This is a genomic window from Lactiplantibacillus plantarum (genome assembly GCF_014131735.1).
In the GTDB taxonomy this organism is placed as follows: Bacteria; Bacillota; Bacilli; order Lactobacillales; family Lactobacillaceae; genus Lactiplantibacillus; species Lactiplantibacillus plantarum.
In genome coordinates, this window is record NZ_CP039121.1 from 1,054,197 (window position 1) to 1,071,485 (window position 17,289).

Consider the following 17,289-nt stretch of genomic DNA (forward strand, 5'->3'; position numbering starts at 1 on the left):
TTGTCCATAGTATACACATTTACTGATTGAATATGATACTGCCCTGTATTTATTCAAATATTAGTAATTTTATTGACGATTGTGGGGCGAATTAGTTAATATTTAAATCGTAAACGAGGTTACTTGTTTAACGTTCGCATTAGTAATCAATATTAGTTATTTAACAGACTAAATTAAATTAATGATTATTGAGCTGCTAATTTGTGAACAATTTGTAAATTTTCTAAGGAGGATATTAACATGAGTTTCTTCAGTGATTTACATCTCTTACCAGGGACCCACACATCATCACATACTAGTTATGTCAGCAACCAACCACTTGGTACTTTCTATCAGTTTGTGTTGAACGTGATTGCCGCAATCAAAGGTTAAGCGTTGCTAGAGACGGGTGTTAGGGAATTCAATGATTAATTAGTTGAATTTTCTAACTGTTTAATCAAGTTTGTCGGAATTTAATTTGTTTTCCAAACTCTCAAGTCTTGCCATACAAGTGGCTAGGCTTGGGGATTTAACCATTAACTAACTTAAAAGGAGGAGTTATTCATGAGTTTCTTTACTGATTTGCACTTCTTACCGGGAACCCACACGTCATCATACACATCAAGTGTTTCAAATGACATCTTCGGTGGCTTCCACAGCTTCATCTTAAACTTGATTCCTGCAATCAAGAGTTTGTTCAGCAAATAATCATAGTTAATTTTATAGGAGGATTTCAACATGAGTTTCTTTAACGATTTCCACGTATTACCAGGTACGCATACGTCATCATACACATCAAGTGTTTCAAACGATATCTTCGGTGGTTTCCACAGCTTCGTCTTGAACTTGATTGCTGCATTCAAAAAGTAATTTAGTCAAACAATCATAGGAGGATTTACATTATGAGTTTCTTTAACGATTTCCACGTATTACCAGGTACACATACGTCATCATACACATCAAGTGTTTCAAACGATATCTTTGGTGGCTTCCACAGCTTCGTCTTGAACTTGATCGCTGCATTCAAAAAGTAATTTAGTCAAACAATTATAGGAGGATTTACATTATGAGTTTCTTTAACGATTTCCACGTATTACCAGGTACGCATACGTCATCATACACATCAAGTGTTTCAAACGACATCTTCGGTGGTTTCCATAGCTTCGTCTTGAACTTGATTGCTGCATTCAAAAAGTAATTTAGTCAAACAATCATAGGAGGATTTACATTATGAGTTTCTTTAACGATTTCCATGTATTACCAGGTACACATACGTCATCATACACATCAAGTGTTTCAAACGACATTTTCGGTGGTTTCCATAGCTTTATCTTAAACTTGATTCCTGCAATCAAGAGCTTATTCAGCAAGTAATCAAAACTAATCTTTTAGGAGGATTTATATTATGAGTTTCTTTAACGATTTTCACGTATTACCAGGTACGCATACGTCATCATACACATCAAGTGTTTCAAATGATATCTTTGGTGGCTTGCACAGCTTCATCTTGAACGTTATTAAAGCGATCAAGGGATAATCTATTTCGATAAACTAATTAATTAATATATTAATTAATGTCTTGATATTATTTAGATAATGAGGGAGGATATACATTATGAGTTTCTTTTCAGATTTACACTTTTTACCAGGTACGCATACTTCATCACACACCAGCTACGTTAGCAACCAACCACTTGGTACTTTCTACCAATTCGTATTGAACGTAATTGCTGCATTCAAAGGCTAATTAATTAACAATTAAAGGGGATTAATCTCATGAGTTTTTTCAATGATTTTCATATTTTACCAGGTACACACACATCATCATATACATCAAGTGTTTCCAACGACATCTTTGGTGGATTACACAGTTTTATCTTAAACGTAATTGCCGCATTCAAGGGCTAATTCGTTAAATATAACTGAAATGCCAACAAAATCGTTATGGTGTTATTAAGCACGACACGATAAGCACGACTAAGATGATGGGCTGGCAAGCGATTTGTCGCCCATCATTTTACATAAATGCAGAAAATCGTGGGTGCTCGGGGAGGATTCCATATGTCAAAAGATAATCAAAAAATGACCGGTGATTCGGTTTATCGGGTAAAGATGTATAAAGATGGCAAGCGTTGGGTTTATGCCGGCGCAACCACGTTAGCTTTGGCTGCAGGTTTAGTATTTGCCAACGTTAATGCTTCTGCTGATACTGCTGCTAGCTCAGACGCAACCACGGAACAAGTTTCTAGTGCTGCCAGCTCTGCTGCAACTAGTTCAACGGCGACTTCATCAGCTGCTACGGATGCCAGTTCTGCATCTTCAACTGCAACTTCAACGTCAAGTACGGCTAGCTCAACTGCTACTACTTCAAGTAGTGCTGCCAGCTCGACTGCTTCTTCAGCTGCTACGTCAACAACGAGTGCGGCTAGTTCTTCAGCTGCAACTGTCAGTGCGACTACACCAGCAAGCAGTGATGCGACATCGACTTCAACGGCAACTGTTGCAGCAACGGCTGCTAAGGCATCAGTTGCAACACCAGCTTCTGCTGCAGCAACGGCAACCACAACTGCTACGACCACGGCTGCGACTACAGCCCCAACAGTAACGGCACCAGCTTCTGAAGCTGCTAATCAAACTGCTGCTGGCTCAGTTGACGCTGGAACATTGACGAGTGCTACTCAGTCGGGTGGTTCGGGCAACTTACAAGACCAAGCACAATACATTCAGGAAAATGTTGATGGCACGAACATCAAAGTTACTGCCGGGCATACGTACGCAGTTGCCATCCGGTTAACCAAGAGCCAAGCGCTTGATTGGGCTAATGCTTCTGGTCAAGTTTCAATTGCGCCAAATGGTTCCAACAGTAATGGCACTTGGACTGCCGTTGAATACGCAACTGAATCCGGTAAGGAATACAGTTACGCAGCTGGTGCTTCAACTGCCACTGTGGACATCACGAAGCTAACTGATGCTGATAGTTATGTCACTGTTCTCTATACTTTCAAAGCTAACGACGACGCGACGACGGGTAGCCGGGCTGCATATTTGGAATTTACAGGGACTACCTCAGTTAATAAGTTATCAACTAATACTAACAACACTGATGCCAATCAGCAGATTGAGGCTTGGAGCTATGCAACCCAAGTAATGGATACTTCTGTTGCCGCTGGTACGGTCGTTGTCCATTACGTTGATGAAAACGGCAATAAGATTGCGGATGACACGACTGTTCAAGGCGATGTTGACAATACTTACACCGTTACACCTGCTACTTTCAGTAATTACACGTTAGATACGACTAAGTCCAGTGCTTTGACTGGAACAGTTGCCGCTGACACTACTGATTCTGATGGTAATGTGACGGCTGCTGGTACTGAATTGACGTTAGTCTACTCACAAAATACCGAAGCTTCAAACTTGACTGTTAACTACGTTGATGCTGATGGCAATACGATCTTACCTTCTAAGACTTATACAGAAGGTGCTGATGGTACTGCAGCTGAAGTTGGCGGTGCTTACAGTGTAAATGCCGCTTCGATTGACGGTTATACCTTAACGGGTGATGCAACCCAAACTGGGACTTTTGTTTCTGGTGGTAACACGGTTACCTTCACTTATACGAAGGATGCAGCCCCAGTTGAACAATCAACGGTTACGGTAAACTACGTTGATGCTGATGGTAACACGATCAAGGCCGCTACGACCCAAACTTTGGATAACGGCTCAACTTATACGGTTGAAACGCCAACGATCGATGGTTACACTTACAAGTCAGCTGATGCCGCTTTGACTGGTACGGTTGATGGTAATAAGACGATTACCTTAACTTACACCAAGGATTCAACGACACCAGTTGAAAATAAAGCTAACTTGACGATCAATTATGTTGACGCTGATGGTAACACCATCAAAGCATCCAGCGTAACTGAATATATCGTTGGTCAAGCTTACACGGTTGGTCAACCAGAAATTGCTGGTTACACTTATGACCATGCCACTGGTGATGCCATTGCCGGAACGATTGCCTACAACGGTAACACAGTTACCCTTGTTTACACGAAGAACGGTGGCACTACTCCAACTGAACAAACTAAGACGATCACAGTTAACTATGTTGACGCAGATGGTAATACGATCAAGAGTGCGACGACCACAACTTACAAAGTTGGGGACACTTACACGGTCGCAACACCTTCAATCGATGGTTACACTTACAAGTCAGCTGATGGTGCTTTGAGTGGTACGGTGGCTGATGACGCGACGATCACCTTAACTTATGCTAAGAATGATAACGGCGGCTCAACGACTGCACCTACCACCGCACCTGGTACCGGTGACAATGGTAATAACGGTGGTGGCACGACGACAACCGCACCTACGACTGCACCTGGCACTGGTGACAACGTCAACGGTGGCGGTACTGGTACAACTACAACTGCTCCTGTTACGACGCCAAGTGACGATACTGTTGATAATGGTAATGGTTCATCAAACAACGGTTCATCAACGACGACTTCAACGGCACCAGCAACCACGGTTTCTGATGATGAAGTAACGCCAACGACGACGGCTACTACTAACAATGGGACTAGTGGGGTTGTTCCTGCATCAGCCTCATTGAAGCCAGTAGTTACGACTAAGACGACGACTTCAGACGCAAAGACGTTACCACAAACGGATGAAGACGAAAACGGGACTGCCTTGGCTGTCTTGGGTCTTTCAACCTTATTGATGGGTTCAGCGCTATACTTTGGCGTTTCTCGTCGGAAGCATGAAGCATAATAATTAGAATAGCTTGATTATTTGCTGAACGGATAGAAAGGTCAGCGATGACCTTTCTACTCTTTGAGCAAACAATCAAGTTTATGGAGGAGTTGCATTATGAAGATGTTCAATAAAAAGCGCAGAGATAAGAATGAGGATTACCGTAATCATTCTGAGCGTGCAACGGCGACTTCAACCGTTGCTGCTCAAAAGCCAAAACCAAAGGCGACTCAAAGTAGTACGACCCCCAATGTGCGGTCATCTGCTGGTGTCCGGCCAACTAGTAGCAGCGTGACTGCTTCAACTAGTGCCCCAGTTAAGGGCCAAAACCGGGTCAACCAACGGCGTGCTACCCAAACAGCAGCCAAAAACAGTGTGGCCATTGAACGCGAAATGGCTGACTTAAACAAGCAATACCAAACTTTACGTGGGGAGCTTAAGGTCCAATTAGTTCAGGATCGTAAGCACGAAAAGCAACAGTATGAAACTTTAGTTGCCGAACAGTTAAACTTAGAACAACAGTTAAAGGACGCTAAGGTTACTCTGTCTAAACAGGACAAAGTCGTTAACACGAACGATAGCGAACGGCAGGGAATGGTCAAGACCATCAATGCTGCTCAAAAACGTTATGATGATGCTAAGAAAGCTCTTGCTAAGAGCGATCAAACCATCAAATCGTTGGAAAAGAAGATTACGCAGTCTGAACAATCATTAGCTGATTTGAAGCAAAATGAAGCTGATATGCGTAAAGCAATTCAGGGCGAACAGGATCTTAAGAAGTTATTCGTGTTGATGAAGCAACAGGAGAAGCAAGCACAGGATCTGTATCAAAAGAGTGACGCAATCAACAGTGAACTCGTGAAACTCCAGAAGCGTGAACAGACTGAAACCCGTGAACGTTCGCGGAAGGAACACGCGATTACGAGTGCGGAAAAAGACTTACATACCGCTCAAGATGCGTTAGTTGCTTATGATCGTAAGAAGAAGAGTGCTCAAGACGAACAAGAACGTTCACTCAACTTGATTAATCAGAAAATCAATCGATTACAACATGATTATGATCAAAATGCCACGATTGTTAAGGGGCTCCAACAAAAGATTGAAAGCATTGATGCCAAGTTAAAATCGGATTACGGGACGACTCACTTAGTATCGCCCGTCGAATTTGACCAGTCTGCAAAGTACTTCTTGTTCAGCACCGATCTGATTCAATCATTGTCTGGTGATGAAAAGGCTTCGATGGAAATGATCATGGGCTTATTGAAGAGTGAAGTTAAGGATAAAGCTAATGTTATTACGGTTAACTATAATGACAGCTTGCCAGAAATTTGGAACAGTTACCAATCAGCTGGCTTAGTTGATAAACGAACTGGCTTGTACAACATGTACTACACGATTCAGGCAAAGGTACCGGGTGCCGTTGCGAAGACTAAACCAGAATTACCTGATAATCCTGCATGGCAATATAAGCGCAATGCTGATAAGCAGATTGTGTCAATTGCCGATGATGGCGGTAACCCAATTATGACGTTGAAGTACCGTAAGAATGGTGCCATTTGGTACATGACTTACTTCAATGGGTCATTAGCAACTCGTCGGGATGTGTACGATGCTGCCGGGTTCTTGTCAGTCACTCAGTACCTTGACCGGACGAATAACTCACAAGTGACACTAGAAAACTTCTATCGTCCAGACCACTCTTTAGCAATGGTCAAGCAATATGGTAGTAACCACGAATTATCAATTCAATTAGTGAATAAGGAAGAAGCCATCACGAATGTCTTCCATTCTGAAGCACAATTATTGAACTGGTGGTTGGCATCAGTCTTACAACAACAAAACAGTGTGTTGGTTATGGGAGTTAACGCCCCATTGTTCGACCAATGCTTACAAGCAACGAATGATAATTTCCATCTCTTACCAATCGTCTCTGCTGATGATTTGGATAATCAACACGTCCAAGATATTATCAACGGAAAGAGTAAGTTGTCGAGCTTAGTTGTAACGGATCGTGATGTTCAGACTGCGATTGAGAAACAAATGACACGTGATCTTGAAATCACCGTTATGCCAGCTGCAGAAGTCCGTGCGTAATCACGGGGTTGTTGATGATGCCTTGAACGTGACGCATGAATGGGGTTTTAAATAATGATGAAGACTAATACTAAGAAGGCCAAGTACGACGATGCGGAATTGTTCGAAAAAGTCTTAGTGGGCATGTCATGGCTTGAAAGCCATCTTCGCGAGATTATTCAAACGATGGTGACTGATGCGGACGTGTCGTTCGAACAGTTCTTGATTCTCTACTATCTTGACCATAGCACTGATCACCGGATTACGGTGAAAGAGCTAGCCGCTGACCGCCACGTCTCTTCTTCAGCGATTTCAAGGAAACTGACCTACTTGATCAACAATGACTTGATTGTGTTGAACATCGATCCTTATGATCGTCGGTACCGTTATCTAACGTTGACCGCCAAAGGTGAGAAGTTAGCACGGGTCATTGAAAAAGTTAACGAAGAACGCCTTGGCAAGTTCCTCGACGAATTTGGCCGGATTCGAACCTCTGAATTAACTGATGAGCTTCGGATGGTCAGCAAAGTTTTAGTGGATACCAAGGAAATTAAAGGCTAGTAAAAAAGAGTCATTCAACTTGTATAAGCTGAATGACTCTTTTTAGTGTTAAATATTGATCGCTAATGAGAACAAGATAAAACCACCAAGTAACATGGCAAGAATCGCCACGACCACCCACAGCACTTGACGGACGTTGTGCCGCACGCGTCGCTCAACATGGCTCTTTGATTGAAGATGCTCATGTTGGGCATTAAATAGCGAAGCATTCGTGTCTTTGACCCAATCAGCACCATGCTGACCATAGTAGGGGTTGGTGTTATGATTGAGCGAGTGGGGGACCCGGCCATTTGATTTGGTTAACGGTTGATAGCGCCGCATCGTAATCCTCTTTTCAACGGTTGTTTAGTTTTTCTGGGCCTTATAAGGAACGGCATAGTTCTTAGGGGCGTCGCTAGCTTTTGCATACTTCCAGTGCCCAGACATCTTCTTTTCGAGTGGGGCATCATCTTTGATGCAAGTAAAGCGAGAGCCAACTTCATTTTCGATAATGAAGATCCGGTTAAACTCGTGCCGCGTCTGAACAATGTGACAATCATTGTGATCGATACCAAAAACATCTTTGTATACCAACAACATTATCTCCTTTGGATTGAATTTAAAATAGTGACAATTTTACAAGGCTTCACAGACAGTCTACACTATCTATTATAAACCCCTAATCAAGTCCGTAAACCGTTTTGAGTGAAAAAAGATAAAATTGCACTGGCAAGGGTGTGACAATTCATAAAAAGCCACGCAGGTAAATTTGATCTTACCTGCGTGGCTTTATCCGTACTTCTGATTGGGTATACTGGGCTCGAACCAGTAAATTACGGATTCAGAGTCCGCTGCCTTACCAATTTGGCGAATACCCAATAACAACTATTTAATAGTAACTTTTCCAGCAAATACTGTCAAGACTTTGCTGAAACTTTGTGTCTATTTTTTGCATTTTTGCTTGAATATCGTATCAGTTGGTGGCTAAACTAGTTAAATGGAAGGTGAGTGTATGTCGAAGTCAGAATTAGATCATTTATTCGATCATCTGCGACAACAATTGATCGTATGGGCGGTCACGGCCATCGGATTAGCAGTTATGCGCAGCTTTTTGTTACCCCAATTATTGACTTTCGTTTTTTGGTGTAGTGTGGCCTACTGTTTGCTCTTATTCGTTGGTTTAGTTGTTGTGACGATTTTTAGGTGGCAAAAATCTTAATTATATTTGACAAGCCGCTTATCATTCGGTAAGATAATAAATGAATTTGTGCCCGCTGGTCAAATTGGTTAAGACGTCGCCCTCTCAAGGCGGAGTTACGGGTTCGATCCCCGTGCGGGTGATAAGTCGACAAATATAGAGAAACGGCAAAGCACCAAAACGCTGATATAAAGGCGTTTTGGTGCTTTTGTTTTACACTCGAAAACCACTCAAACACGATATGTTCTTCCACGATTCTTCCAAAAACGAAAAAAGTAGCCAAAATATAGCAGTTTTTGGAAGAAAAATTAACAAATGATTTTGTAATCCCTTGCGGAACAAGGAATACAGCAATCACAAAATTATCATTTTCTAAAATCCTTCATCCATTAGCTCAGTGGCCTTCTTATCTGATACGCCGTTTTCTTCTTCAATAAGATGGACGTAGGTGTTAACGGTCGTTTCTAGTTTCTGATGTCGAAGGCGATGTTGAACATAGGGAAGGGACTCATGATTTAAGATAAGAATCGAAGCGTGTGTATGCCTCATGGCGTGTGTTGTAACTTTATTGATATTTAGACGGTTACAAATACGTCCTAGCTCTTCGTTTGCATTCCCATTGCCCACGATTTTTCCTAGTTTAGACCAAAATACGAGGTTCTTAGGATTCTTCATTTCGTGCAATTCTAAATAATCTTTCTGCGTGCTACGATAGCTCCTCATAAAACGACAGTAGGCGGGCCCTATGGTTATATCTCCATCGGCCTGTCCATTTCCCTTAGTTGGACGAAAAGTCTGTCTACGGGCGTCCCACTGCTGTTTAATGTGAACTATTCCATTATTCAAATCCAAATTATCCCACGTCAGACCAGCAGCTTCCTCGAACCTGGTCCCAGTTTCTAATTGAAACAGCATCATCAGCATAGTCATGTGGTCATAATCAGCCGTTTTAATGAGATATTTACGCAGTTTCTTATAATCGGACAACGTTAAATACTTTTCCTCTACGGGCTTAGGAGGGCGTCCAGTGACGTGTGCCTTGTAAGCAAAGTCACGTTTTAGAATACCATCGGCTACAGCGTCCTTGATTGCGGTGTGTACTTGTTGATGAAGTTTGTGAGATGTGGCAATTCCATGACTGCGACCAAATTCATTCAGGAATTTCTGATAATCTGGCCGTTTAATTGCGCTCATAGGTTGATCCTTAAAATATGCAGAGACGTGACGCCAGTTGCCCATATATAGCTCGTGAGTATGACGCGATACGCCGTCAGTTTTATATATTCTGATCCAATCAAGAAAGTAGTGCTTTAGACTCTCGGTGCTACGTGATAAGTCAGCACCTTCCAGCAGAGCATTTTTAGTTTTAGTTTCCCACTCAACGGCGTCAGTTTTGCGCTTTTCTAAATGAGTAACTGACTTATAGTTACCGTCATCATCTTTATAAGAGACACGGGCTTGCCATTTACCATTATTAAGTTTGGTTACTGACATGTTTTATTCCTCCTAACTGGAAATAACAATAAGTTGACATTGGCAAACGTATGTTCTTTTCACTTTAAAATATATACCCCATTGTGGGGTACATATAAACGATTATTTTGCTAGCTGTTCAATGTAATTATTACGTTTTGAAAATAGTATTGGTGTAATACCTTCTGAATCAAATAGATTAATTATATTGTCATCAACACTTTCTTCGTCGTTAATAATTGTGTAAAAATCAGTGTTAGGTCTTACATCTTGTGTTTGACGTTTATCCATCGCAATTGATTTTGCATAGTATTCGTTCTTAGCATTGTTCATCGTACGTATAAGCTTTTCTGGAATATCCCGTATTCCAGGGATTGAGAAATCATAATGATGAATCATACCAGTACGGCCAATGATATTTGGCCCGTCTGTAACACGAATATTTTGATCTTCAAAAAATTTTGCAACTTCATTAATAAATATAGATGATACTTTTTTATTTGATAGCATAAACATATCGTTAGTAAACAACATTGCTTGTATTAGAAGGTTCTGTTTGACTGGATAGTCATTAAGTGTTGTAGTAATGAATAATTCATGTTGGCTTTTATCTATCTTAACGGAATAACTGTTTAATTGTTCAGTCAAGATATGCATGCGTTGTTTTGATCTAGAAAGGTAAATTCCATCGCCTTCTAAATCATCAAAAATGTAGCCTCCATCAGTCAGCTTTATTAAGCCGTTCTGTTGGCTGACAGCATACAGAATGATTGCATCATTATGCCTATCTAAGAAAGGAGTATCAATTCGTGTTATCCCGGTTTGAATAGGCAACCATTTAGTGCTTTTTTTATAAAATTCATCAGCTGATTTTTTTAATTGTTGGATAGTTACCATTTAAAAAGCTCCTTTCTTAGCAGAGTCAATGCTTCTTATTGAGGTAGTTATTTATATAATTTGGTATTAGTATAATTTAAAAAGTCATCTAAGGCTAAAAAAAGGGTTGAAATATTATGAATTTCATTAGGCAAGGGGATTGCTGTTGCATCTTTTCGTAAGCCCTTCTGTTCATGGTAAATGTGCATATGATTTTGACCAATTATTTCACCATCTGGATTTTTGTGCTTGCCATTCTGTATATCAATTCGTATAAGCATGTCATTTGTATCCGTAAATCTAATATGAAGACTGAATCTAGAAACGTCTAACGGATGTCTATATCGGTGCAACGTGTACTTGATATGATTTTCAAAGTCGATTACTGGTGTATCATCTTTAATTCTACCAATAAATGGCGTTTCTCCGGGAATTTGACGTTCACATTTTTTTACGGAATGAATTAATTGGTTGACTTCTGTGTCAGTTAGTTCGTTAATATTCATTTTAAGCACAATTCCTTCTGATTAGTTTCGTTAAATACTGATTGTTTTTGCAATTATATTTTGAATACAAATACAAAGCGAGTGACGGGAATCGAACCCGCGACTACAGCTTGGAAGGCTGTCGTTTTACCACTAAACTACACTCGCATAAGAGCCAACAATGGGTTTTGGTCGGCTCAACAGTTAATTAGAATGTACCTACAATTATTTTTGCTTAAGACGATCAACCATATCTCTTTCCATTCCTTGGATTATGCGGCCACATTCTTTCCTTGAGTAGCTATCTTTTGTAAGATAAACGAAAGCATACAGATTAATAAAAGAGGTTAAGTCATTAGTAATGTTATCTATGAGTTCATATTTCGACATATCTTTATCCATAATCTTACCTTCTTTCTTTTAAAAGTGGGTGGCAGGGATTGAACCTACATAACAATTTCAAACGAGAGAGAAGGGCTGAAATCGTTATTCTACCATTGAATTACGCCCACGTGATGTAGGTACTAAAGTAAGCGGTAGTATGGGTTATTTGTTACAATGCGAGCGGCAGGAGTCGAACCTACATCAATATAGGATGTGAGACCTATGAGAAGTGTGCAAATAATTGTTCTACCGTTGAACTACACTCGCGTGAAAGCCCAATATGGGGTTGCTGTTATACTTTTTTAATTGCGTCGCCGTAAACTATGATACTTTGTGCAGATAGCGATGCGTTACCACTGGGAGCTCGGGAAATACGATAGTTAGAGATTGCCGTACCGCCAAGTTTAATAGCTTCTGACCACAAATCTTTTTGGGCTTTTTCTATTGCTGATCTAATCTCGCCTTTACCTAATGTTCCTGCATTAGCAATTCCTGTGACAATTCCAATTGGAACATAGTCGTCTGGGGTTTGACCAGTAATGATGAATTCTGGTTTTCGTTTCAACAATCCCATTTTGTCCACCTCTTAGTTGTAGTAATAATAATTTATTCCTCAGTAATGAGAAATAAATTATAAGTAATCCCGACCCTTAGCTTTTCATGACATCCTGACTGGTCAATGCGAGTGGCAGGAGTCGAACCTGCATCTGTTAGTATCTAGTTAGCAATTCAAAGGAGCACCGTTCTACCGTTGAACTACGCTCGCGTGAAAGCCCCGATGAGGGCTTGGACCTGTTATGGTCTTGCGTATTGATTGCCCCGTGGTGCTGGCTTGGCACCAGAATTATCAGCAGCACTCTGGGTCATATATTGGTAATTACCTGGATTTTTAACGCTGGTGTAGTACTTATTGGAGTCTGATACAAAAACCATACCAGAAGCAGCAGTAGTCCAACCACCATTTTGTGTATAGGAAGCATTGTCTGTTTTACTTGTTTCGCTCGCTTTTTTAGCTGATGACGAGCTAGCAACTAATGATTCTGAACTGGCTTTAGCTATTGAAGAGCTTTCTGCCTCAGACTGCTTTTTGCTTGATTCGGATTCAGAACTAGCCATACTCTCTGAATTCTCTTTGGATTCAGACTTGGAGGCAGCAATACTTTCAGATTCTTCTTTGCTACTTGATAGGGCGCTTTCAGATGACTCCTTCTCCTTAATAGAGTTAGCTTTACTGATACTAGCCTTTCTTTTCGATGCATCTTTTGCTGAACTTTTCTTTGCTTTGCTACTTGAGGCTGTATCTGACTGTGATGCACTCGATCTTGCTGTGCCAGAAGGGGCGGCCCAAACCGTTAATGCTAAGAATAGGATTGTTAGTCCTACTGAGATTAAGGTGTATTTTTTGTATGGACGATTAACACCTGTTTTTGTGAAATGATGAATTCCCCCACGAATTGAAAAGTAAGCTAACGCAATTAAAGATACAAGAAACATAAATGTAAAAAATATATCCAAAGTAATCCCTCCAAAATATGTTATTCCCCAATAACAATAATTCCCCGAATTATAAGTAGTCCCAACTCCTAGCTTTTAATGACATCCTGACTGGTCAATGTGAGTGGCAGGAGTTGAACCCGCATGGCAATAAGAAATAAAGGAAGGGTATCCCATAAGAAGTTGCTGTTCTGCCGTTGAACTACACCCACGTTTGTAATAATTTAGTGATGAAGCTTTTTATAGAGAAAATATGCAACTAATGCTGATATAATTGCCACAAATAATAGCTCAGTGCTCCACTTAATAGAGGACATGCTTTTTAAAAAATAAGTTAAAGAATTGAACATTGGTGATTCTCCTGTGTTTGATTGAGTTAGGAATCTCTATGCGAGCGGCAGGAGTCGAACCTGCATTGGAAGGTAGGCTATATTTGAATTAAAGGAACCATTCTACCGTTGAACTACGCTCGCGTGAAAGCCCAATCAAGGGCCAGTTATAAATTGCTATTTCATACCAGATTGAGTTTTACCACTCAATGTTCCATTGGTGAAAGTAACGTTAAAGTTCGCACCTAATACGCCTTTGACACCTGAGGTATATCCTTCAAAATAGTGCATTGTGTTATTGTTGTGGTTGATTAAAGTTCTTTAGGGAAGCTAAATATAAAGAACCACCAATAATTGCGATAATTCCGCCAATCCAACCTAAGAATGGAATAAGTGCGATTGCGCCGCCGACAATTAGTAAAACACCTGGTGCAGTATTTACTCTTGAATCGCCTTTATAATAAATTAATGCAATGATGCCTAGTGCTAAAATGGCAATTTTCAAAATGTTTAATAAAGCCACTGTACCTGATGTGCTTGTTGCTGATCCAGTTGCCGCATCGCTTAGGGCGCCACCAGCGACAAACCAGCCCCCAAATAATAAGATGATTCCGCCAACTAATCCCACGATTCCGTTGGTAAGCGCTAAATTCTTTGTCTTCATGCTGAAATTCCTCCTCTTTTAACAGCTTTTAATGTCGATCAGCTTATTGGACATAGCTTTTTAGTATTCCCTAGCAATATTAATTCTTATCGTGATTTTTCTGTGTCTGTGCGAGAAGTTCCTTATACTTATTAATTTCTGAGTTAAAACGGTCTGGTATATCTTCATTTGGGTGTAACTTTTTCCAGATGAAAATTCCAATCATTGACCAAAGGCCTGCACGAATTAAATCCTTTAGTTTGAGATGTCCCACTGTCATGAATTTAACGAACTTATTTAAAATCCAGTACATAATAGCGATAATAATTATTAACCATGTGAGAATAATAGACATATCTTCCTCCTAGTTATAGTAATAATAATTTCTACGTTGTTTTTGTTTGATGGTCTGACCGACATACAGTTGTGTACCAGAGTCTCCAAGACCATCTTTATATACGTGAGTGATGCCGGTGCTACTATCATCTAATCTGTAAAGCATACCGTAATCGGTTTTCCACCCATAAGCCATTCCCTGTGAAGTTTCTATAGACGAATATGCAGAGCCAACGTATTTTTGTAAAGTTTCGACGTCTTTTTGCCCAAAAACCTTAGCAAATGATTTTAGTTCACCTTCGTTTACTCTTTTCTTGCTAGATTCCTTAGCTTCAGCCTTATCTTTTTTTATAGCAGCTTTATGAATTTTATCAGGAGATCCATCAAACAATTTATCATTTTCAAAATCTAAGTCATCAGATCCATACATAAGCGTACTTGAGCTCTCGTCTGTGGGCTTCCCCATAATGGAAATTACTTGTGACTTTGTCATGCCAAGCTTAATTTTATTAAAACTGTATACTTTTTTCTTTGTTTTTTTAGCGCTAGCTTTATTTTCGCTTGAAGCTTTTTTAGCTACAGTCTTCTTAGTGTCACTATTATTCTTGGAAGACTTCTTTTTGATGCTACTTGTTTTTTTTGAGGCAGCCTTCTTCGAATTACTTCTTTTGCTGCTTGATTTGTTCGAATGCTTTTTGTTAGAATTTTTATCGGCACTTTCAATCGTTGACGTACTGGTTTTTTTCGAGTGTGCTATCGTGTCCTTACTGCTTGCTGTGTTTTTAACTGGATTAGCTATCAATCCTACAACAACAAATAGAAAAGATGCAGCGAGAGCAATCAAGCCGTATTTAAAAGATTGTTTTGAGCTAGCTCCTTTAATAAGTTTGAAAATTCCCCGACATATAAAATATATAAATATCAACAATGAGATGAAGAACATTATCTCGGCAAAAGTTTCCATAATTCCTCCAAATTAATTTATACTAATCTCCGTCGAATGGTACCCCGTATTGATAGGACAGTTCTCTGTATGAATAGGGAATATGGCCATTCTCCTCAATAAACAACATTCCCATCAATCCAACTGAAAATTCATCAGCTTCACGTTCAAACTTAGAATGTCCATGTTTAACGGAAGTGTAGTACCCAATCAGCCCCTCATGGAATATAACGTGTCCTAGTTCGTGACCGAGTATGAAATACTGTGTAGGCGTGTGTTTAATAGAATTATTGAGTAGTATGATAGGCTCTTGGTTGTCATAAGCATTTTTACCCAGAGGCATTGCCCCAAAATCACACCATTCCACTTGTATGTTAAGCTTTTCCGCAATTACAAACGGGTCCGCTGTGTGATAACGATTGACAATAGCTTTAACAATATCTTTTACTCTATCCATAAGTACAACTCCTAATCATGCTTGTGGCGTTTCCAGAATATTGTTGCCATTGCCACACGCACTTGTTGTTTTTCTTCTTCAGTAAGATCTTCACCCCCATAGGTCATCGAACCCTCATTTGCTTCAAGAAAATCCTTCAGGTCAATGGTATCTTTCTTGGTTGCCCATTTTGGCGTGCCATTTTTTCCAAGCAAGTAGTCAGTTGTCACGGAAAAACGATCTGCAATTTTAGAAAGTGTTTCAAGATCTGGCTGTCGTTTTCCTTGTTCATAGGAAGCCAGTGTTGTTTTGGCCATGCCTAATTGCATTGCTAATCTCTCTTGCGTTAGACCAGCTTCTTTTTTTCGTAATTCTTTAAGGCGTTCAGCAAACATTGATAGGCCTCCTTCGTTAATTATAAGATTACTACGCATAATGCGTATTTTGTACAAAAATACAAAAAATACTCGTTTAGAGTATTCATGTGTTGACTAAGTACGCGAATTGTATTATATTAGTAAGCATCAAAGGTACGCGAAACGTATTACTTAGTTAGGAGGTGTTAACATGCGTCATTGGTTAAAAGAGTGGAGAGACATCAACGGACTAACGCAAAAAAAGGCTGCTGAATTTCTCGATATGCCAGAGACAACTTTAGCGTCTTACGAACAAGGGCATAGAACACCAAGTGTTGGTAGAGCTAAGAAAATGGCTGTAAGAATGAATGATATATCGAAAAAAAAACGTGTTAAATGGACTTATTTTTTTGAAGATAAAGTACACAATTCGAGTAATTAAAGGGAGATGCCAAAATGAAGCCAATAACAAGTAAAAGAGCCGCTATCGCAAATAGCAACTCTTCGGATTAAACGTTAATGACTGACAATCTTTACCACTTTGGAGCTGGCAAACACGGTGCCAGGGTCATCATCAGTGAAAAAGAAAGTGTAGTTGTTTAGAAGTTTGGTGATACTTGGCACTAATCCTAGCTTAATATGTTCGTTCAGTTCAAACGGACCATTAATTTCGTCTTTGTTAGGAAAATCGTACGTTATCTTTTCCCAGTTCTTTTTAGAAATTTTTTTAGGACGATCATTAATTGGCGCAGTGCGAATACCCCAAACAAAGTCATGTACGTTTAGCGTTAGTGTTTCACCATCTAAAAAATGAATCGTAGCTGTTAACATTTTTTAACCACCTTTAACACAATTGTTGGTCGAGTTACACGAACTTAATAAAACGATCAAAACTATCGTAAGTAGTCTTGAGTGCAAAGAAGTAAGCCATGATATTTTCCCAGGGATTGCTTTTAAAGCTGCCCCGGTATCAAAAGAAG

General features: G+C 40.0%; 27 protein-coding genes, 8 tRNA genes and 1 pseudogene. 14 read left to right on the top strand and 22 right to left on the bottom strand.

The window, feature by feature from the left end; all coding sequences use genetic code 11:
* The first annotated feature begins 240 nt into the window (after window positions 1-240).
* The 11 genes from E5260_RS15390 to E5260_RS04715 all read left to right on the top strand — a co-directional run bounded on the left by E5260_RS15390 (window position 241) and on the right by E5260_RS04715 (window position 7,377).
* Complete coding sequence (locus tag E5260_RS15390; protein ID WP_003642764.1) at window positions 241-372, top strand: hypothetical protein; 132 nt, start codon at window positions 241-243, stop codon at window positions 370-372.
* 171 nt (window positions 373-543) lie between these two features.
* Window positions 544-687 carry a hypothetical protein gene (locus tag E5260_RS04695; RefSeq protein ID WP_003639252.1) on the top strand — a complete coding sequence of 48 codons (144 nt, stop codon included), beginning with the start codon at window positions 544-546 and terminating at the stop codon, window positions 685-687.
* Between the two features lie 30 nt (window positions 688-717).
* Window positions 718-849: a hypothetical protein gene (locus E5260_RS15395; RefSeq protein WP_011101806.1), complete on the top strand. Its 132-nt coding sequence runs from the start codon at window positions 718-720 to the stop codon at window positions 847-849.
* Window positions 850-881: 32 nt separating this feature from the next.
* On the top strand, window positions 882-1,013 hold the full coding sequence (locus E5260_RS15400; protein WP_011101806.1) for a hypothetical protein: 132 nt from the start codon (window positions 882-884) through the stop codon (window positions 1,011-1,013).
* A gap of 32 nt (window positions 1,014-1,045) precedes the next feature.
* On the top strand, window positions 1,046-1,177 hold the full coding sequence (locus tag E5260_RS15405) for a hypothetical protein (protein ID WP_011101806.1): 132 nt from the start codon (window positions 1,046-1,048) through the stop codon (window positions 1,175-1,177).
* Window positions 1,178-1,209: 32 nt separating this feature from the next.
* Window positions 1,210-1,353, top strand: a complete 144-nt coding sequence (locus E5260_RS04700; RefSeq protein WP_011101805.1) for a hypothetical protein — start codon at window positions 1,210-1,212, stop codon at window positions 1,351-1,353.
* Window positions 1,354-1,384: 31 nt separating this feature from the next.
* Window positions 1,385-1,516 carry a hypothetical protein gene (locus E5260_RS15410; RefSeq protein ID WP_003642766.1) on the top strand — a complete coding sequence of 44 codons (132 nt, stop codon included), beginning with the start codon at window positions 1,385-1,387 and terminating at the stop codon, window positions 1,514-1,516.
* Between the two features lie 78 nt (window positions 1,517-1,594).
* Entirely contained in the window at window positions 1,595-1,726 is a 132-nt protein-coding gene (locus E5260_RS15415) for a hypothetical protein (protein ID WP_003642767.1), read from the top strand.
* A 314-nt stretch (window positions 1,727-2,040) separates the two neighbouring features.
* On the top strand, window positions 2,041-4,761 hold the full coding sequence (locus E5260_RS04705; RefSeq protein ID WP_003642769.1) for a MucBP domain-containing protein: 2,721 nt from the start codon (window positions 2,041-2,043) through the stop codon (window positions 4,759-4,761).
* 99 nt (window positions 4,762-4,860) lie between these two features.
* Complete coding sequence (locus E5260_RS04710; RefSeq protein WP_003642770.1) at window positions 4,861-6,837, top strand: coiled-coil domain-containing protein; 1,977 nt, start codon at window positions 4,861-4,863, stop codon at window positions 6,835-6,837.
* 54 nt (window positions 6,838-6,891) lie between these two features.
* Window positions 6,892-7,377, top strand: coding sequence for a MarR family winged helix-turn-helix transcriptional regulator (locus E5260_RS04715; protein ID WP_003642771.1), 486 nt, complete (start codon window positions 6,892-6,894; stop codon window positions 7,375-7,377).
* 48 nt (window positions 7,378-7,425) lie between these two features.
* Here E5260_RS04715 and E5260_RS04720 read toward each other — a convergent pair whose 3' ends face one another.
* From E5260_RS04720 to E5260_RS04730, 3 genes are all read right to left on the bottom strand, one after another.
* Entirely contained in the window at window positions 7,426-7,698 is a 273-nt protein-coding gene (locus E5260_RS04720; RefSeq protein ID WP_003642772.1) for a hypothetical protein, read from the bottom strand.
* A gap of 24 nt (window positions 7,699-7,722) precedes the next feature.
* A complete protein-coding gene (locus tag E5260_RS04725; RefSeq protein WP_003642773.1) occupies window positions 7,723-7,956 on the bottom strand; it encodes a hypothetical protein in 234 nt (77 codons plus the stop codon).
* A 205-nt stretch (window positions 7,957-8,161) separates the two neighbouring features.
* Window positions 8,162-8,234 (bottom strand) — tRNA-Gln (locus tag E5260_RS04730).
* A gap of 134 nt (window positions 8,235-8,368) precedes the next feature.
* Here E5260_RS04730 and E5260_RS04735 point away from each other — a divergent pair.
* Together E5260_RS04735 and E5260_RS04740 are read left to right on the top strand one after the other, a co-directional pair.
* Window positions 8,369-8,575, top strand: a complete 207-nt coding sequence (locus tag E5260_RS04735) for a hypothetical protein (protein WP_003642774.1) — start codon at window positions 8,369-8,371, stop codon at window positions 8,573-8,575.
* Between the two features lie 49 nt (window positions 8,576-8,624).
* Window positions 8,625-8,697 (top strand) — tRNA-Glu (locus E5260_RS04740).
* Between the two features lie 229 nt (window positions 8,698-8,926).
* Here the strand turns inward: E5260_RS04740 and E5260_RS04745 are convergent.
* The 18 genes and pseudogenes from E5260_RS04745 to E5260_RS04825 all read right to left on the bottom strand — a co-directional run bounded on the left by E5260_RS04745 (window position 8,927) and on the right by E5260_RS04825 (window position 16,348).
* Window positions 8,927-10,048, bottom strand: a complete 1,122-nt coding sequence (locus E5260_RS04745; RefSeq protein WP_003642775.1) for a tyrosine-type recombinase/integrase — start codon at window positions 10,046-10,048, stop codon at window positions 8,927-8,929.
* Window positions 10,049-10,150: 102 nt separating this feature from the next.
* Window positions 10,151-10,924: a DUF1828 domain-containing protein gene (locus tag E5260_RS04750; RefSeq protein WP_003642776.1), complete on the bottom strand. Its 774-nt coding sequence runs from the start codon at window positions 10,922-10,924 to the stop codon at window positions 10,151-10,153.
* A 47-nt stretch (window positions 10,925-10,971) separates the two neighbouring features.
* Window positions 10,972-11,409, bottom strand: coding sequence for a DUF6978 family protein (locus tag E5260_RS04755; RefSeq protein WP_003642777.1), 438 nt, complete (start codon window positions 11,407-11,409; stop codon window positions 10,972-10,974).
* A gap of 76 nt (window positions 11,410-11,485) precedes the next feature.
* Window positions 11,486-11,556: transfer RNA gene (locus E5260_RS04760), tRNA-Gly, on the bottom strand.
* 57 nt (window positions 11,557-11,613) lie between these two features.
* A complete protein-coding gene (locus tag E5260_RS04765) occupies window positions 11,614-11,790 on the bottom strand; it encodes a hypothetical protein (RefSeq protein WP_003642778.1) in 177 nt (58 codons plus the stop codon).
* A 23-nt stretch (window positions 11,791-11,813) separates the two neighbouring features.
* Window positions 11,814-11,900, bottom strand: a tRNA-OTHER gene (locus tag E5260_RS04770).
* A gap of 47 nt (window positions 11,901-11,947) precedes the next feature.
* Window positions 11,948-12,039: transfer RNA gene (locus tag E5260_RS04775), tRNA-OTHER, on the bottom strand.
* 25 nt (window positions 12,040-12,064) lie between these two features.
* Window positions 12,065-12,346: a hypothetical protein gene (locus tag E5260_RS04780; RefSeq protein ID WP_003642779.1), complete on the bottom strand. Its 282-nt coding sequence runs from the start codon at window positions 12,344-12,346 to the stop codon at window positions 12,065-12,067.
* A 106-nt stretch (window positions 12,347-12,452) separates the two neighbouring features.
* Window positions 12,453-12,538 (bottom strand) — tRNA-OTHER (locus tag E5260_RS04785).
* A gap of 29 nt (window positions 12,539-12,567) precedes the next feature.
* Window positions 12,568-13,287: a hypothetical protein gene (locus E5260_RS04790; RefSeq protein WP_003642780.1), complete on the bottom strand. Its 720-nt coding sequence runs from the start codon at window positions 13,285-13,287 to the stop codon at window positions 12,568-12,570.
* A 98-nt stretch (window positions 13,288-13,385) separates the two neighbouring features.
* Window positions 13,386-13,478: transfer RNA gene (locus E5260_RS04795), tRNA-OTHER, on the bottom strand.
* 177 nt (window positions 13,479-13,655) lie between these two features.
* Window positions 13,656-13,739 (bottom strand) — tRNA-OTHER (locus E5260_RS04800).
* Between the two features lie 33 nt (window positions 13,740-13,772).
* A pseudogene (locus E5260_RS15420) lies at window positions 13,773-13,871 on the bottom strand (DUF3862 domain-containing protein); the annotation flags it as partial.
* 19 nt (window positions 13,872-13,890) lie between these two features.
* Window positions 13,891-14,259 (bottom strand): hypothetical protein, encoded by a 369-nt coding sequence (locus tag E5260_RS04805; protein WP_003642781.1) that lies wholly within the window; start codon window positions 14,257-14,259, stop codon window positions 13,891-13,893.
* Window positions 14,260-14,338: 79 nt separating this feature from the next.
* Entirely contained in the window at window positions 14,339-14,593 is a 255-nt protein-coding gene (locus E5260_RS04810) for a hypothetical protein (RefSeq protein ID WP_003642782.1), read from the bottom strand.
* 9 nt (window positions 14,594-14,602) lie between these two features.
* Window positions 14,603-15,538: a hypothetical protein gene (locus E5260_RS04815; RefSeq protein WP_003642783.1), complete on the bottom strand. Its 936-nt coding sequence runs from the start codon at window positions 15,536-15,538 to the stop codon at window positions 14,603-14,605.
* 22 nt (window positions 15,539-15,560) lie between these two features.
* Window positions 15,561-15,974, bottom strand: coding sequence for an ImmA/IrrE family metallo-endopeptidase (locus E5260_RS04820; RefSeq protein WP_003642784.1), 414 nt, complete (start codon window positions 15,972-15,974; stop codon window positions 15,561-15,563).
* Between the two features lie 11 nt (window positions 15,975-15,985).
* Window positions 15,986-16,348, bottom strand: coding sequence for a helix-turn-helix domain-containing protein (locus E5260_RS04825; RefSeq protein ID WP_016511202.1), 363 nt, complete (start codon window positions 16,346-16,348; stop codon window positions 15,986-15,988).
* 172 nt (window positions 16,349-16,520) lie between these two features.
* Between E5260_RS04825 and E5260_RS04830 the strand changes: the two genes are divergently transcribed.
* Window positions 16,521-16,751 (top strand): helix-turn-helix domain-containing protein, encoded by a 231-nt coding sequence (locus E5260_RS04830; protein WP_003642786.1) that lies wholly within the window; start codon window positions 16,521-16,523, stop codon window positions 16,749-16,751.
* A gap of 74 nt (window positions 16,752-16,825) precedes the next feature.
* On the opposite strand, the gene E5260_RS04835 is transcribed toward E5260_RS04830, so the two are convergent.
* Complete coding sequence (locus E5260_RS04835; RefSeq protein WP_003642787.1) at window positions 16,826-17,140, bottom strand: hypothetical protein; 315 nt, start codon at window positions 17,138-17,140, stop codon at window positions 16,826-16,828.
* Between the last annotated feature and the right edge of the window lie 149 nt (window positions 17,141-17,289).